Below are 15,393 nucleotides of genomic sequence, written 5' to 3' on the forward strand. Positions count from 1 at the left end.
TGATGAAAAACAAATTTATTTATAACAAGAAGGCAGTGTATGATGAGTCAAAAAGAAAAAGTACAAAAAAAGAAAGAGAAAGGTGGAGTCTTTGAGTTGATTTCTGTTCTCATTCAGGCTCTATTTTTAGCTGTTCTTATTCGCACACTTTTTTTTCAACCCTTTACAATTCCTTCTGGTTCTATGCGTCCTACTTTACTTGTGGGGGATTATCTTTTTGTTTCCAAATATGCATATGGATATTCTCGTTTTTCCATTCCTTTTTCTCCTCCTATTTTTTCAGGACGTATTTGGGCATCTCAACCTGAACGCGGGGATGTTGTAGTATTTCGCTTGCCTAGTAATCCAAATGTTGATTATATTAAACGTGTTGTGGGATTACCCGGTGATTATGTTCAGGTTCGTCAAGGCGTTCTTTATATCAATGATAAAGCTGTTTCGCGTCAATTAATGGGGCAGATTGATGATCCTGATGTAACAGAAGTTAACCGCCCTGTGGATGTTTATCGTGAGACAATGTCTAATGGTGTAAGTTACAATACGCTTGATTTAGGTGTTTTTCCACAAGTTGATAACACAAAAGTTTTTGAAGTTCCTCCAGGGCATTATTTTATGATGGGTGATAACCGTCATAATTCAGATGATAGCCGTTTGGATGTAGGCTATGTTCCAGAGGAAAATCTTATTGGCCGAGCAAATTTAATCTTTTTCTCTATAAGTAATGGTTCAAGTGCATGGCAAATATGGCGTTGGCCGTTTGATGTACGTTGGGCCCGTTTATTTTCTTTTATTAATACTATTCACTATTTTCCACTGACTAAGTAGGGTTCAATGATGAAGCGTCACATCATTGATCAGCTTGAAAAGCTTACGGAGCATCGCTTTAAGAATGAAGATAGATTAAAAAGAGCTTTGACACATTCTAGTGTTCAAGGGCTAGAAGAAGGCAATTATGAGCGGTTGGAATTTCTAGGTGATCGCGTTCTTGGGCTTTTGGTTGCAGAAATGCTGTATCAATTTTTTCCACAAGCTAGTGAAGGTGAGTTATCGGTACGTTTAAATGGTTTAGTGAATACGCAAACATGTGCTGATATTGCACTGGAAATGAGTTTGCCTGACATGATTCACGTTGGTTTTGAAATGAAAAACTTAGAGGGTCGCCGGGTAGCTAATATGTACGCTGATGTCATTGAAGCGTTAATTGCTGTAATGTACCTTGATGAGGGGCTAGAGAGTGTAAGACCGTTTATCCGAAAATATTGGCAAGATCGAGCAAGGAAGATGGATGCTGGTCGGCGTGATGCCAAAACAGAATTACAAGAGTGGGCTCATACACAAGATGGTGTACAGCCGCAATATCGAGTTGTAAAGCGCTATGGACCAGATCATGATCCTATTTTTATGGTGGAAGTAAAAGTTTTTGGTTTTGCACCTGAGATTGGAGAAGGCAGTTCTAAACGACATGCTGAGAGAGTAGCTGCTGAAAAAATTTTACGACGTGAAGGTGTATGGAAATCAATAGAGAAAAGTGATCATGAATGATGTTATCAAAACACGCTGTGGTTTTGTTGCGCTCATTGGGGTGCCCAATGCTGGTAAGTCGACATTAGTTAATCAATTGGTTGGAACAAAAGTTTCAATTGTAACCCATAAAGTGCAAACAACACGAACTTTAGTACGTGGTATTGTTATTTATGAGAATACCCAAATTGTTCTCATTGATACCCCAGGTGTTTTTCGTCCTCATAAGCGATTAGAGCACGCTATGGTTTCTGCTGCTTGGAGTGGCGCTAGAGGTGCTGATATCTTGTTAATTTTAATTGACGTTCAAAATGGTCTTTCAGACGAAGTTGATGCAATGTTGAATATTTTAGAAAGTGTTAAACAGGATAAAATTCTTGTTCTGAATAAGATTGATACAGTTGCTAGACCATCTCTTTTAGCGTTAACAGCTAAAATTAATGAACGAATGAAGTTTTTGCAAACATTTATGATTTCAGCATTAAATGGTTCAGGTTGTAAGGATTTGCTTCATTATCTAGGTACAATGATGCAAGAAGGGCCGTGGTATTATTCGGAGGATCAAGTTTCGGATATGCCTATGCGTCAACTTGCTGCTGAAATTACGCGTGAAAAACTTTTTCTTCGTCTCCATGAAGAAATTCCTTATTCTTCAACAGTTGAAACAGAAAATTGGGAAGAGCGTTCAGATGGATCAGTTAAAATTAATCAAGTTATTTATGTAGAGCGTGATAGTCAGAAAAAAATTGTTTTGGGAGCAGGGGGGGATACAATTAAAGCGATTGGTCAAGCAGCGCGTAAGGAATTAATGGAAATCATGGAACAAAAGGTTCATCTTTTTCTTTTTGTGAAAGTACGTGATAATTGGAGCACTAATCCAGAGCGCTACCAACAAATGGGATTAGATTTTTTAAAATAAAATGAGATGGAAAGAGCAGGCTATCATCCTTGGTACACGCCAACATGGTGAAACAAGTGTTATTCTTGAAATTATGACGCGTCAGCATGGTCGTTATATGGGAATGGTAAAAGGGGGGCGTTCGCGTAGTATGGCAGCTCTTCTTCAACCTGGAAACTTTGTTGAGGCTGAATGGTGGGCACGTTTGGATGAGCATTTGGGGTTATTTAAGCTTGAAGCACTTGATTTACATGCTTCACGATTAATACTTATACCAGAAGCACTTTATACTTTGCAATTGATGGCTTTTCATTTACGACTTCTTCCTGAGCGTGATCCTCATCCTATTTTATATGATATGTTGCATATTTTTATGGAGAATTTTGATGAATGGTTTATCAATGCTGAATTACTTATACGTTTTGAAATGCGACTTCTTAAAGAACTTGGCTTTGGTCTTGATTTATCTTGTTGTGTTGTAACAGGCCGTCAGGAAAGCCTTCATTATGTATCACCAAAATCAGGGCGTGCTGTATGTGAGGAAGTAGGGCACCTTTGGAAAGATAAGCTTTTACCTCTACCGCAGTTTCTTATACACAGAGCCAGTCGTCCTATTGATTTTAATGATATGAAAAATGGGTTTTCTCTAACAAATTTTTTTTTAACACGCCATGTTTGGGAACCAAGGAGGATAAAACAACCATCGGTTCGCGTTAATTTAATAAAATTATTTGAACGACGATTTTGTATAAAAGAGTCAATTTACTGATTTTGTAAAATAGGTATAATTTAAATATGCAAATTTTAAAAACAATTGCTGAAGTACGGCAATGTATCGCAAAGGAGAAGCGTTTAGGATTATCGATTGGTTTTGTCCCGACTATGGGAGCATTGCATAGTGGTCATCTTGCCTTAGTGCAGCGGGCGAAAGTAATGTGTGATCGAGTATTAGTTTCTATTTTTGTTAATCCGAAGCAATTTGGCCCTCATGAGGATTTTGATACATACCCAACGGACCTTATGGGCGATTGTGTTTTGTTGGAAAAAGCGGGTGTTGAATATGTTTTTGCACCTTCTGTGGAAGAAATGTGGCCACTGGGAAATGAAACAGTTGTAAAAGTAGAAAAATTATCACATGTTTTAATGGGAAAACTACGTCCAGGACATTTTTGTGGTGTAACCAGTGTTGTTGCTAAGCTTTTTAATATTGTGCAGCCAGATAAGGCTTTTTTTGGGGAAAAAGATTTTCAACAGCTTCTTATTATTCGTCGTATGGTTAAGGATTTAGCTTTTCCTGTTGAAATTATTGGTGTACCTATTTTACGCGATGCAGATGGTGTAGCCAGCTCTTCACGCAATCAGCTTTTAACATTAGAAGATCGCAAAGCTGCAAAAATTATTCCTGAAAGTGGTAAGACTGTTATAAGGTTTTATAACCAAGGCGAACGATCAGTTAATAAACTGTGCAAAATTGCCCGTGATGTTTTGCAGCAAGAACCACGTGCTATCATTGAATCGATAGATTTAAGAGACATGGAAACTTTATGCGTGTTTAAAGGAAAACTGAATAAACCTGCGGTTTTATTATTATGCATTCGCTTTGGTAAGGTCAGACTTATTGATCAATATATTTTACAATAGGAAAATATAAAAATGACTTCATATAAAACCATAAATCGTATAATTGCTTCTGAAATACGATCCCAAAAGGGCCAAGAGCCTATTGTTTCTTTAATGGTTTACCAAGCTTATAGTGCGCGAATTGCTGACCCATATTGCGACTTTCTTTTAGTGAGCGACAGCGTTGCTATGATTGTGCATGGATTTGATACAACATTGCCTGTTGATGTAGATATGATGATTTTGTACAGAAAGGCGGTTATGCGTGGATCTGAGCGGGCGCTTGTGGTTGTTGATATGCCTTTTGGTTCTTATGAAGAAAGTCCACAACAGGCTTTTAGGAATGCATCACGAATTATTGCAGAAACAGGGTGTGGTGCAGTTAAACTTGAAGGTGGTGTTCATATGGCCGAAACAGTTAGATTTTTGTACAAACGCGGTATTCCCGTTATGTGTCATATTGGTCTTATGCCACATACAGCTCGTTTAGAAGGTTTTAAGGTGCAAGGGCGCGATGAGCAAAGTTGGCTCCAAGTTGAAGCTGATGCATTAGCAGTTGAGGAAGCTGGTGCTTTTGCTGTTATGGTGGAAGCTGTAGTAGAACCATTAGCAATAAAGCTTACAGAAAAGCTCTCTATTCCTGTTATTGGTGTTGGTGCGTCCAATCAGTGTGATGGGCAGATTTTGGTAATGGAGGATATGTTAGGTTATAATACTTGGTTAGGTTATGGTAGTTGGATGCCTAAATTTGTGCGTCGGTATGCTTCTTTTGAGGAAGTGATGGATGTAGCGGTAAAAGAATATGCAAATGATGTTAAATCACGCGCTTTTCCAGCAGATACAGAGGTTTATAAGCATTAAATTGGACTTTTAAAAAGCTCTATGAGAAACGTATTAGTGTTAAAGTTGGATGTAAAGAGAGTTTTTTGGGGTGTATTTTGCAACTTTATTGCTAACTTTTACTTTGGTGAAGTCAAACTTATTGATTAATGTGTTTTGCATATGGAAACTAAAAAATGAATTCACATAAAGCTATAAAGCGTGTTTCTGCTTCTGAAATACGGTCGAAAAAGGGACAAGAACCAATTGTTGCTCTAACAGCCTATCAAGCTTATAGCGCACGGGTTGCTGACCTATATTGTGATTTTCTTTTGGTTGGTGATAGCGTTGGTATGGTTGTGCATGGTTTTAATACAACATTGCCTGTTAGTGTGGATATGATGATTTTACACGGCCAAGCAGTTATGCGTGGATCTGAGCGAGCGCTTGTAGTTGTTGATATGCCTTTTGGTTCTTATGAGAAAAGTCCACAGCAGGCTTTTGAAAATGCTTCACGGATTATTGCAGAAACAGGGTGTGGTGCAGTCAAGCTTGAAGGTGGCATTTATATGGCGGAAACAATTGATTTTTTATGTCAGCGGGGTATCCCAGTTATGGGGCATGTTGGTCTTACACCACAAGCGGTAAATCGTTTTGGTAGTTTTAAAGTACAAGGGCGTACTGAAAATAATCGGTTAAAGATTGAAGCTGATGCAGTAGCAGTTGAAGAAGCAGGTGCTTTTGCTGTTGTGTTGGAAGGAGTAGTAGAACCGTTGGCAGTGAAGATCACAAAAAAGCTCTCTATTCCTACTATTGGTATTGGTGCATCTAATCAGTGTGATGGGCAAATTTTAGTAATGGAAGATATGTTGGGCTATGGGGCTTGGGTGCCTAAATTTGTACGTCGTTATGGTGCTCTTGAACAAGCAATGGATACGGCGATTAGAAATTATGCAGATGATGTTAGATCACGTGTTTTTCCATCTGATTTAGAAATTTATAAGCTTAAATAAAGTTAAGTTTAGGAGGAAAAACCTATAAAAATATGTTAATTGTTGAAGTCTAAAATAAAAAAATTTTCTTAAATACATTTTTCTTACACTGAGTTGAATTATTTTTTCATACGACTATTACGTTTTTATATCTTATTGATAAATGAAGTCATGAAATCTTTTGGTATGGCCTGAGAGAATTTATAAAAAAGCATAAAGATATTAATAATATTCATTTTTTTGTAGAAGTCAGGCACATATAAAAAAGGGCATAAATTATAGAGCAATGCAAATATTTATTGGACAAATAGATTAAGAAGGAAGGTTAATTTTTCTCTCATTTATAGGTCATATTCAAGTTAAGGTATGAATATGGTAAACAATGATACAATGTATCCAGAATGCTTTTTACATATCAGTAAAAATAAAAGTAAGATGGCGTTTATTGAAATATAGAAAGTTGCATGAGATATTTAATATTTGTCAAAATGGTAAAACTATAAGCTAAAATGCTTTGTGGTTTCTTCTGGTTACAACAAAAAAGATATGAATATCATCTTTGACTGTCTATATTACGAAATCGGGTTAAAAAGGCTTTTTCGATTTGTTGTGTAGAACAGGATTGCAAATTAAGCTTATCGGGTGAAATATTGCTTGGAGAACCAAAATAGCGAAGGGCTTCCTTTGTATTAAAGCCAGCAAGAGTGATAGCTTCATAAAAAGCAGCAATACGATCAGCTTTTTTGATTTTTTTTAATAGCTTTTGAGGTGGGTTAACAGGTAAAGAAAAGCGTATACAGATGGTATCTTGTATACGTTTTTCAACAAGCTGATACTGTTTTCCTATAACAGCTTTAAAAGGTGAAATCATGTCACCAATAACATATTCTGATGCATCATGGAGAAGAGCTAAAAGACATTCGTCATTGTGGGATTGTGGGAAGAGTATCTGAAATATTTGTTCCACTAGAAGTGAATGTTGTGCGACAGAATAGGTATGTTCGCCATGTGTTTGACCATTCCAACGTGCTACACGAGAAAGGCCGTGCGCAATATCTTCAATTTCGACGTCAAAAGGAGAAGGATTAAGTAAATCAAGCCGACGACCAGAAAGCATTCTTTGCCACGCACGTGCTGTTCCATCTTTTGATAATTCAGCTTTAGCCATTAGTTAGTTTCCACGGTGTTTTCAGGAAAGCTGAAGTTCATATTTTCAGCAATACTTATTGTTACAGGAAGGTTTTCTATTGTAAACGGGATATGTTTGTTCATAACATCTTTGACATGATCAATACGCATTAAAGCTAAGGCTTCATTTTCTACACATGTTCCTAGTTCACCAAGTATTTTAGTGCCTGCTTCAATGGTGGATCCTGGCTTTAAATTGTGTTGGCCTTTTACTATCAAAAGACGACGACGAGCCGCTTTGCGGTGGTACATTCGTGAAACAACTTCCTGTCCTATGTAACAACCCTTATTGAATGATAGTCCACTGATTTGATCATAATTGATATCATGAGGAAAGACTTTACCTATTTCATAGTCTTGCCCACTTTCTGCGATTGCATAACGGATACGCATTCGGTTCCAATTATCATTATGTTCTGGGGCAAAAAAAGGTATTTTTTCATAGATACGTACCATTTTTTCTTTTTGTGGAAATCGTTTATCAATAAAACTTGAATCAAAATCAAAAGTATTTATTTCATTTTTCCAAGAAACGCTAATAACTTCTTGTAATGGTTGTGTAATTTCTACTTTTGCATGTAATTTATAAAGGATAAGACGTTTTTGAAAACTATCGGCTAAAGGTGCTGAGATATCGATCATATAGCCTTGGTCTATTTTACCAATTAGAAAATCAGCGATAATTTTTCCTTGTGGTGATAAAAGAGCACTAGGGAAGAGTTCTTGAGAGTTGATTTTTTCAACATCTATTGTAATCAAGGCTTGTAGGAAGCGTGTTGCTTCTTCACCTATAATTTTAATAATTTTACGATTTTTTAGGCTAATAGTATTTTGTTTTTCGATCATGGTCCTTGCCTTTCTGCTCAGAGTTACATAATCGGTAAAGAAGTGATTGTGTAAGGAGTATGGCTGTGTTTAAAACATTTGATACAATTTTTAAAGGTGCAACACTTGTTAATCATGATGGAAATGGCAAGCGTGATATTGGTGTCACGAATGGCCGTATTGCTGAAATTGGTGATCTTACACGTGCATCTGCTAATGAGGTAATCGACTGTACGGGGCTTCATATTTTACCAGGTATCATTGATAGTCAAGTTCATTTTCGTGAGCCAGGGCACATACATAAGGAGGATCTAGAAAGTGGCTCTCGTTCTGCAGTTTTAGGAGGGGTTACAACAGTTTTTGAAATGCCTAATACAAATCCACTGACGATAACAGAAGAAATGTTGACTGATAAAGTTAAACGTGGATTTCATAGGATGCATTGTGATTTTGCGTTTTGGGTTGGAGGAACACGTGAAAATGCGCATGAATTGGCTGAGTTAGAAAAACTTCCTGGAGCTGCTGGAATTAAAGTGTTTATGGGGTCTTCTACAGGTAATCTTTTGGTAGATGATGATGAAGGTGTTCGTCTAATTTTGAAGAATACACGTCGTCGTACAGCTTTTCATTGTGAAGATGAGAAGCGGCTTAATGAACGTAAAACGCTTTGTGTTAAGGGAGATGTGTCATCACATCCAGTTTGGCGTGATGAAATTGCTGCTTTAAAATGTACACAACGTTTAATTAAAATTGCACGCGAAATGGGGAAGCGTGTCCATATATTGCATCTTTCTACAGCGGAAGAAATTGATTTTCTGAAAAATCATAGGGATTTAGCAACGGTTGAGGTAACTCAACATCATTTGACCTTGACTTCTGATGATTATCAAAGGTTTGGCACATTGATTCAGATGAATCCACCCATTCGTGAAAGTCGCCATAGTAAAGGTCTTTGGTACGGTGTTCAGCAAGGTATTATTGATGTTTTAGGTTCAGATCACGCTCCTCATACGTTTGAAGAAAAGCAAAAGTCTTATCCTCTTTCACCTTCGGGCATGACAGGTGTTCAAACTACAGCAGCAATTATGCTGACTCATGTGAATATGGGAAGGATATCTCTTGAACGCTTTGTTGATCTCACTTCACATGGTCCTAGTCGCGTTTTTGGTATAAGCTGTAAAGGGCGCATTGCAGTTGGGTATGATGCTGACTTAACCATTATTGACCTTAAGAGGGAAGAGATTATAACCAATGCACATATTGGTTCACGTGCAGGGTGGACCCCCTATGATGGCAAAAAAGTTAAAGGTTGGCCAGTTGGGACAATTATTCGTGGGATGCGAGTTATGTGGGAAGATGAAATTGTTACACCTTCGCAAGGTGAGCCTGTTAAATTTATAGAAGCATTGGCATAAAAGACTGAAAGTTTGATCTATTGTTGAATAATTGTTTGATTGTAAAAAGGGTATTTATAGTAATTTTGTCACGCATATACAAAAACAGCTTAGAGTTCATTTTTCTGATTATGTTTTATGAAGGTGTTGATATTATGAACATGGTATATCAAAAACAGTTGTTACAAGAATTTCTGATTTAATACCATTTATAAGTTCCATCAAAATTTACGTTTCAGTTTTGAATAATTATTGTTTTTACAAAGTAAGTCCAAAATTTGTCAGCACGCGTTATCTTATCTATTTTTCACGATAATTTGCTACGCATTAAGAATTCATTCCTCTTTAGATTTGCAATGTGATATTGATTATTGGTATTCAATATTCGTTCGGAAATAATGAAAAAGAGAGAACAACCTTTATTTATTGCATTGAATTGTTGACGTATGATGATACCGACAAACGCATTCTCTAAAAGTAAAAATGTGGTGTGAAAAAATCATAGCTTTATTTGTTAAATAAAGGTCTCATTGGTTCAGATAAAGTTTATGAAAATATAAAATGATACGAAAGAATTGCAAAAAATACTATAGTGATCATTATACGTTTATCTGTTTAAATAATATTATCTTCCATTTGTCATTTTATGCTTACGATTATAAGTTGTAACAGTGTTATGCAGTGATTTGATTGTTATTGTTGGAAGACAAGATATATAGAATTTATCAAAATGTCAGAATACTGTAATTTTGAGTTTTATTCTGTTGCAGATGAAGTAAATAATATAACTTATATATCACCATATATTCTTGAAATAGTATCATTTGCTAAATGAAATGTTTTGTTTATCCAATATCAAAATGATAAATAGCTTGATCTGTTTTAATTGCTTTATGTACGTATAATGTATTTATTAATTATCGTTGATTAATATTTTTTGCATTATATGGATCAAATAGTTCGATGTTAGAAATAGAAAATCCAATATAGTGATATTTTTTCAAGTAGCGTTCATTAGTTTCATAATATGAGTAAGTTTTGTTGGAGCAACACCAAGCAATATCACTACGGAGTATAATTATGGGAAATTTGCGGTTTTATAATACGCTTACACGCAAAAAAGAAGATTTTACACCGATTGATGCTGCTAGAGTACGTCTTTATGTTTGTGGTCCGACAGTTTATGATTATGCTCATATTGGTAATGCACGTTCTGTAATTGTTTTTGATATTTTATTTCGTTTATTACGTCATGTTTATGAGAAGGACCATGTTGTATATGCTCGTAATATTACAGATGTAGATGATAAGATTAATGCACGTGCAGTTCAAAAATACCCAGAGCTTGCATTAAATGATGCTATTCGTCAATTAACAGAGTGTACATATGACCAATTTCAAAAAGATACAGCAGCGCTTGGTTGTTTATTGCCAACCAGTCAGCCACGAGCAACCGATCATTTGGAAGAAATACGATCTTTGATTGAAAGACTTCTTGAGAGAGGACACGCTTATATAGCAGGAAATCATGTATTATTTTCTATAAATAGTATGGGGGACTATCCCCGTTATGGTGAATTTGCAAAACGATCGCTTAATGAAATGAGAGCAGACTCACGCATAGATATTGCTATTTATAAAAAGGAGAAAATGGATTTTGTTTTATGGAAACCTTCTCAGGAATGGGAACCAGGTTGGCCATCACCAGCAGGAATTCCTGGTTTAGGGCGCCCGGGTTGGCATATTGAATGCTCAGCAATGTCGATGGCAAAGTTGTTGGCTCCTTATGGTGGTGGTTTAAATTGTGATGATCCTGCAGCAAATGTTTTTGATATCCATGGTGGTGGTATTGATTTGCTTTTTCCTCATCATGAAAATGAAATTGCACAAAGTTGTTCAGCTTTTGGGACTGAGCGAATGGCTAATTTTTGGATGCATAATGGTTTTTTGCAGGTTGAAGGCCAAAAAATGTCTAAAAGCCTTGGTAATTTTATCACTATTCGTACTTTATTAGAAAGTGATTTTTTTGAATTCAATGATGCTTTGACAGATGAAATAAGACAAAGCTGGGCGGGTTTGTCTATCCGTTTTTCAATGTTGCAAACTCATTATCGTGAACCTCTCAATTGGACAGCTCATCGTTTAGCGCAATCTAGTAGCGAATTATATCGTTGGTATGAGTTGCTTCGTGATAAGACAGATTGTTTAGATAATAATGAATCTATAGATGAATCTTTAATTAATACATTAAGTGACGACCTTAACACTTCAAATGCATTTACTATTTTACGAAAATTTTATAAAGAAGGAAATGCTATAGCTCTTGCACGTGGTATGGATTTATTTGGGTTGTTACGGCAGGAATGGGTTCAGGAAATAGAATGTCCACTTTTTGTTAAAAAGACATGCCTTGATTCAAAATTTATTGATCAGTGTATTGCCGAAAGGTTACGACTTATCCATAATAAAGAATGGGAAGCTGCGGATAAAATTCGTGATGAGCTTGCGGTAGGAGGGATCTCATTAAAAGATGGAAAAGATCCGCAGACTGGCGAGCGTATTACTACGTGGGAGATAAAATGACAATAATTCCCGTATTCCAGCAGCTTTCATAAAAAGGAGAGAGTTTGATGGAATTTTTACATTTTTATGGATATATCGCGTTTAAGTTAGTTGTGGGTCTTATTGCTTTTTTGTTGATTTTAAGAACAACAGGTCGCGGTAATCTCAGTCAAATGACGCCAATCGATTTGGTGAGTAATTTTGTAATGGGGGGCATTATTGGAGGGATTATTTATAATCCAAGTATTAGTAGTATTCAATTATTGCTTGTTTTATTTATTTGGCAAACTTTAATTACATCTCTTAATTTTTTTGCACGATATTCGGTTTTTTTTCACCGACTTATTGCGGGAGGAAGTGTTGTATTAGTTTCAGATGGTATATTTCAAATAGATAAAATTAAGCGTTTGCGCATTAGTATAAGCGATCTAATTACAATATTACGTATTAAAGGCTGTAGTTTGCATGAGGCAGCTTTTGTTCGTTTGGAAACCAATGGTGATTTTTCTGTAATTAAAAAGGAAGAAGGCAAGAGATCTACTATTGTAGTACAAAATGGTGAAATTCTTGAAGAAGGCCTTAAAGCAATTAATAAATCAAAAACGTGGCTTAAAACAGAATTGAAAAAAAAGTATGTAAAAGTAGAAGATTTATTCGCAGCAGAATGGTACGAAAATACAGATAAAAACGATAAATCCTATAGCGGATTGTTTCTTGTTCCTTTGTCTAAAATAGTCTAACCTTAAATATTCCGTAAGCACATAGGTTTTTTAGAGGTGAAGGAAAGATATAAATAATCTATGAAGAGCAGTTTTAAGAATTATTTTTTGCATGTTTATAAATAATAAAAGAAATTAAAGGCTTTATGAAACAGAATGAAATAGTAAAAACCATTTCAGTAGATTCAGATCAAACTCTACGCACCCTTTATAATTTGTGGCCTTATATGTGGCCATCAGCTAGGTCTGATCTGAAAATGCGTGTGGTATGGGCAATATTTTATCTTATTTTGTCCAAACTTATTCTCATATCTGTGCCATATTTTTTTAAATATGCTACAAATGCGCTAGATGTAAATTTTTTTCAGCTATTTGCGAGGCCTTCATCCATTTGGGTCATACCTATTATGTTGGTGTTGGCATATAATGTTGCTCGCATCGTTCAAGCTGGATTAAATCAGTTACGTGATTCTCTTTTTGCAACTGTTGGTCAATACGCTATTCGTCAATTAGCATATAAGACTTTTGTTCATATTCATGGATTGTCTTTGCGCTTCCATTTAGAGCGGCGAACTGGTGGGCTTTCTCGTGTGATTGATCGTGGCACAAAGGGAATTGAGGCCCTTGTTCGATTTTCAATTCTTAATACAGTGCCGACCATTTTAGAATTTGTTTTAACAGCATTTGTTCTTTTGATAAATTATGGGTGGCGCTATTTTCTTGTTGTTGTGGTGGTGGTTGGCTTGTATACTTGGTTTACAATCAAGGCGAGCGATTGGCGCATTAATATTCGGCAAGAAATGAATACGGCTGATACTGAAGCAAATACACGTGCAGTTGATTCTCTTTTGAATTTTGAAACAGTCAAGTATTTTGGCAATGAAGCTCTAGAAGCAAGCCGATTTGATTCTTCTATGGCGGGATATGAAAAAGCTGCAACAAAAATCTGGACATCTTTAAGCTGGCTTAATTTTGGTCAAGCTCTTATTTTTGGCATTGGAATGACAATCCTGATGTTAATGTCGGCTTACGAAGTTTTGCATATGACGCAAACTTTAGGAGACTTTGTTTTTATTAATGCGCTTTTAATACAACTTTCCATTCCGTTGAATTTTATTGGCTCGATTTATCGTGAAGTTCGGCAGAGTTTAAGTGATATTGAAGCTATGTTTGATCTTTTAGATGTTCAGCAAGAAATTGTTGATAAACCAGATTCTAAACCATTGATAGTGAGTAATGGTACTATTCGATTTAATCAGGTAAAATTTTCCTATGATTCAGATCGTTCAATTCTCAAAGATATTGATTTTGAAATTCCTGGAGGTAAAACAGTTGCAATTGTTGGGCCGTCAGGCGCTGGTAAATCAACGATTTCTCGATTACTTTTTCGATTTTACGATATAGAGTCAGGCTCGATAATGATTGACGGACAGGATATTCGGGATGTAACTCAAAAAAGTTTACGTGAAGCAATCGGTATGGTGCCGCAAGATACAGTTTTATTTAATGATACCATTGAGTATAATATTCGTTATGGGCGCCCTAGTGCAACAGATGAAGAGATGCGCAAAGCTGCTGAAATGGCACAGATATTAAAATTTATTGAAATGCTTCCAGAAGGTTTTCAATCCACAGTAGGTGAACGAGGTCTTAAATTATCCGGTGGTGAAAAACAACGTGTGGCGATTGCGCGGACACTTTTAAAAGCGCCTCCACTTCTTATTTTGGACGAAGCAACTGCAGCTCTTGATACGACGACAGAACAAGAAATTCAGCGAGCGTTGGATATTATAAGCCGTGGTCGTACGACATTGATTATTGCTCATCGTCTTTCTACTGTTATTAATGCTGATGAAATCTTAGTATTAAAAAATGGTCGTATTATTGAGAAAGGAAATCACACTGATCTTTTGAGCAAGAAAGGTTTATATGCTTCTATGTGGAATAAGCAACTTGAAGCTTCACAGGCTGAAGAGAAATTACGCAAAATACGTGAAGAAGATGAACTAGGCATTGTTAATCGTAAGAAATGATCTAACATGGAAATCATATCTAGTTTTATATAAAGTAATTGATTAAATATACAAAAGAGAAGAGGGGAAAAATAGGAGTTATTTATTGTTCAATCATTCTTAAATAGGAAATTATATGCGTATTGTTCAATCTATCTGTAATGGTTTTGTCCCAATTCATAAAGAAGGCTATCCTTTTATTATAACATTTTTTATTATTTCACTCGTTTTTAGTTGGATATGGAGCCCGTTGTTTTGGTTTGGCCTTATTTTAACAGTTTGGTGTATATATTTTTTTCGTGATCCAGAGCGTATAACGCCTATAAATTCAAATTGGATTATTTCTCCTGCTGATGGCCGTATTTCGTGTATTAAATCATGCGTTCCTCCTGAAGAGTTAGGGTTGGGGAGCAACGAAATGATTTGTGTTTCTGTTTTTATGAATCTTTTTTCATGCCATATAAATCGCATTCCTATAAGCGGTACAATAGAATCTATTGTTTATCATCCGGGTAAGTTTGTGAATGCTGAGCTTGATAAAGCCAGTCAATTTAACGAGCGTAATGGGGTGGTAATTAACAGCGAACACGGCAAGATTGGTGTTGTACAAATAGCAGGATTGATTGCTCGTCGAATTGTTTGTTGGTCTCAAAAAGATGATGCCGTTATTACTGGGCAACGTTTTGGGTTGATACGTTTTGGTTCTCGTCTTGATGTTTATATGCCTACTGAAGTAAAATTATGTGTCGGTGTTGGTCAGGTAGCAATTGCTGGAGAAACAGTTTTAGGTTCTTTTGGTGATGCTGCTGAGATAACTGATTTTAGACGAGATTAGGATGAGTC

The 15,393-nt window shown here is 36.1% G+C and carries 13 protein-coding genes and 1 pseudogene; 12 read left to right on the forward strand and 2 right to left on the reverse strand.

Going from position 1 to position 15,393, the window contains the following annotated elements; all coding sequences use genetic code 11:
* Positions 1-42: 42 nt before the first annotated feature.
* The 7 genes and pseudogenes from lepB to panB (BBBE_RS02295) all read left to right on the forward strand — a co-directional run bounded on the left by lepB (position 43) and on the right by panB (BBBE_RS02295) (position 5,871).
* A pseudogene (lepB, locus tag BBBE_RS02265) lies at positions 43-854 on the forward strand (signal peptidase I).
* Positions 835-1,542 (forward strand): ribonuclease III, encoded by a 708-nt coding sequence (rnc, locus tag BBBE_RS02270; protein WP_035464486.1) that lies wholly within the window; start codon positions 835-837, stop codon positions 1,540-1,542. The pseudogene lepB and the gene rnc overlap by 20 nt, the downstream one beginning before the upstream one ends.
* The gene (era, locus tag BBBE_RS02275; RefSeq protein WP_010701000.1) at positions 1,535-2,440 is read left to right on the forward strand and encodes a GTPase Era; all 906 of its coding nucleotides are present in this window, start codon (positions 1,535-1,537) and stop codon (positions 2,438-2,440) included. Before rnc ends, era begins: the two co-directional genes overlap by 8 nt.
* Position 2,441: 1 nt before the next feature.
* Entirely contained in the window at positions 2,442-3,188 is a 747-nt protein-coding gene (gene recO, locus BBBE_RS02280) for a DNA repair protein RecO (protein ID WP_010701001.1), read from the forward strand.
* A 26-nt stretch (positions 3,189-3,214) separates the two neighbouring features.
* A complete protein-coding gene (panC, locus tag BBBE_RS02285; protein WP_010701002.1) occupies positions 3,215-4,060 on the forward strand; it encodes a pantoate--beta-alanine ligase in 846 nt (281 codons plus the stop codon).
* 12 nt (positions 4,061-4,072) lie between these two features.
* Positions 4,073-4,900, forward strand: coding sequence for a 3-methyl-2-oxobutanoate hydroxymethyltransferase (gene panB / locus BBBE_RS02290; RefSeq protein ID WP_010701003.1), 828 nt, complete (start codon positions 4,073-4,075; stop codon positions 4,898-4,900).
* A gap of 155 nt (positions 4,901-5,055) precedes the next feature.
* Positions 5,056-5,871: a 3-methyl-2-oxobutanoate hydroxymethyltransferase gene (panB, locus tag BBBE_RS02295; protein ID WP_010701004.1), complete on the forward strand. Its 816-nt coding sequence runs from the start codon at positions 5,056-5,058 to the stop codon at positions 5,869-5,871.
* A gap of 532 nt (positions 5,872-6,403) precedes the next feature.
* Here the strand turns inward: panB (BBBE_RS02295) and BBBE_RS02300 are convergent.
* Positions 6,404-7,018 (reverse strand): YfbR-like 5'-deoxynucleotidase, encoded by a 615-nt coding sequence (locus BBBE_RS02300; protein WP_010701005.1) that lies wholly within the window; start codon positions 7,016-7,018, stop codon positions 6,404-6,406.
* Entirely contained in the window at positions 7,018-7,884 is an 867-nt protein-coding gene (gene ygfZ, locus BBBE_RS02305) for a CAF17-like 4Fe-4S cluster assembly/insertion protein YgfZ (protein ID WP_010701006.1), read from the reverse strand. The genes BBBE_RS02300 and ygfZ overlap by 1 nt, the downstream gene beginning before the upstream one ends.
* Positions 7,885-7,949: 65 nt before the next feature.
* Here ygfZ and BBBE_RS02310 point away from each other — a divergent pair, with 65 nt between their 5' ends.
* From BBBE_RS02310 to BBBE_RS02330, 5 genes are all read left to right on the forward strand, one after another.
* Complete coding sequence (locus tag BBBE_RS02310; RefSeq protein ID WP_010701007.1) at positions 7,950-9,278, forward strand: dihydroorotase; 1,329 nt, start codon at positions 7,950-7,952, stop codon at positions 9,276-9,278.
* A 1,059-nt stretch (positions 9,279-10,337) separates the two neighbouring features.
* Entirely contained in the window at positions 10,338-11,840 is a 1,503-nt protein-coding gene (cysS, locus tag BBBE_RS02315) for a cysteine--tRNA ligase (RefSeq protein ID WP_010701008.1), read from the forward strand.
* A 47-nt stretch (positions 11,841-11,887) separates the two neighbouring features.
* Positions 11,888-12,559 carry a DUF421 domain-containing protein gene (locus tag BBBE_RS02320; protein ID WP_010701009.1) on the forward strand — a complete coding sequence of 224 codons (672 nt, stop codon included), beginning with the start codon at positions 11,888-11,890 and terminating at the stop codon, positions 12,557-12,559.
* Positions 12,560-12,684: 125 nt separating this feature from the next.
* A complete protein-coding gene (locus BBBE_RS02325; RefSeq protein WP_010701010.1) occupies positions 12,685-14,571 on the forward strand; it encodes an ABCB family ABC transporter ATP-binding protein/permease in 1,887 nt (628 codons plus the stop codon).
* 115 nt (positions 14,572-14,686) lie between these two features.
* Positions 14,687-15,385, forward strand: coding sequence for a phosphatidylserine decarboxylase (locus BBBE_RS02330; RefSeq protein WP_010701011.1), 699 nt, complete (start codon positions 14,687-14,689; stop codon positions 15,383-15,385).
* Positions 15,386-15,393: the final 8 nt, after the last annotated feature.

Source organism: Bartonella bovis 91-4, from assembly GCF_000384965.1.
GTDB lineage: Bacteria > Pseudomonadota > Alphaproteobacteria > Rhizobiales > Rhizobiaceae > Bartonella > Bartonella bovis.

Excerpts from the sequence above, each read along its gene's own strand:
- rnc (WP_035464486.1), top strand. The coding sequence starts at position 835 with ATGAAGCGTCACATCATTGATCAGCTTGAAAAGCTTACGGAGCATCGC.
- era (WP_010701000.1), top strand. The coding sequence starts at position 1,535 with ATGAATGATGTTATCAAAACACGCTGTGGTTTTGTTGCGCTCATTGGG.
- recO (WP_010701001.1), top strand. The coding sequence starts at position 2,442 with ATGAGATGGAAAGAGCAGGCTATCATCCTTGGTACACGCCAACATGGT.
- panC (WP_010701002.1), top strand. The coding sequence starts at position 3,215 with ATGCAAATTTTAAAAACAATTGCTGAAGTACGGCAATGTATCGCAAAG.
- panB (WP_010701003.1), top strand. The coding sequence starts at position 4,073 with ATGACTTCATATAAAACCATAAATCGTATAATTGCTTCTGAAATACGA.
- panB (WP_010701004.1), top strand. The coding sequence starts at position 5,056 with ATGAATTCACATAAAGCTATAAAGCGTGTTTCTGCTTCTGAAATACGG.
- BBBE_RS02300 (WP_010701005.1), bottom strand. The coding sequence starts at position 7,018 with ATGGCTAAAGCTGAATTATCAAAAGATGGAACAGCACGTGCGTGGCAA.
- ygfZ (WP_010701006.1), bottom strand. The coding sequence starts at position 7,884 with ATGATCGAAAAACAAAATACTATTAGCCTAAAAAATCGTAAAATTATT.
- cysS (WP_010701008.1), top strand. The coding sequence starts at position 10,338 with ATGGGAAATTTGCGGTTTTATAATACGCTTACACGCAAAAAAGAAGAT.
- BBBE_RS02320 (WP_010701009.1), top strand. The coding sequence starts at position 11,888 with ATGGAATTTTTACATTTTTATGGATATATCGCGTTTAAGTTAGTTGTG.
- BBBE_RS02325 (WP_010701010.1), top strand. The coding sequence starts at position 12,685 with ATGAAACAGAATGAAATAGTAAAAACCATTTCAGTAGATTCAGATCAA.
- BBBE_RS02330 (WP_010701011.1), top strand. The coding sequence starts at position 14,687 with ATGCGTATTGTTCAATCTATCTGTAATGGTTTTGTCCCAATTCATAAA.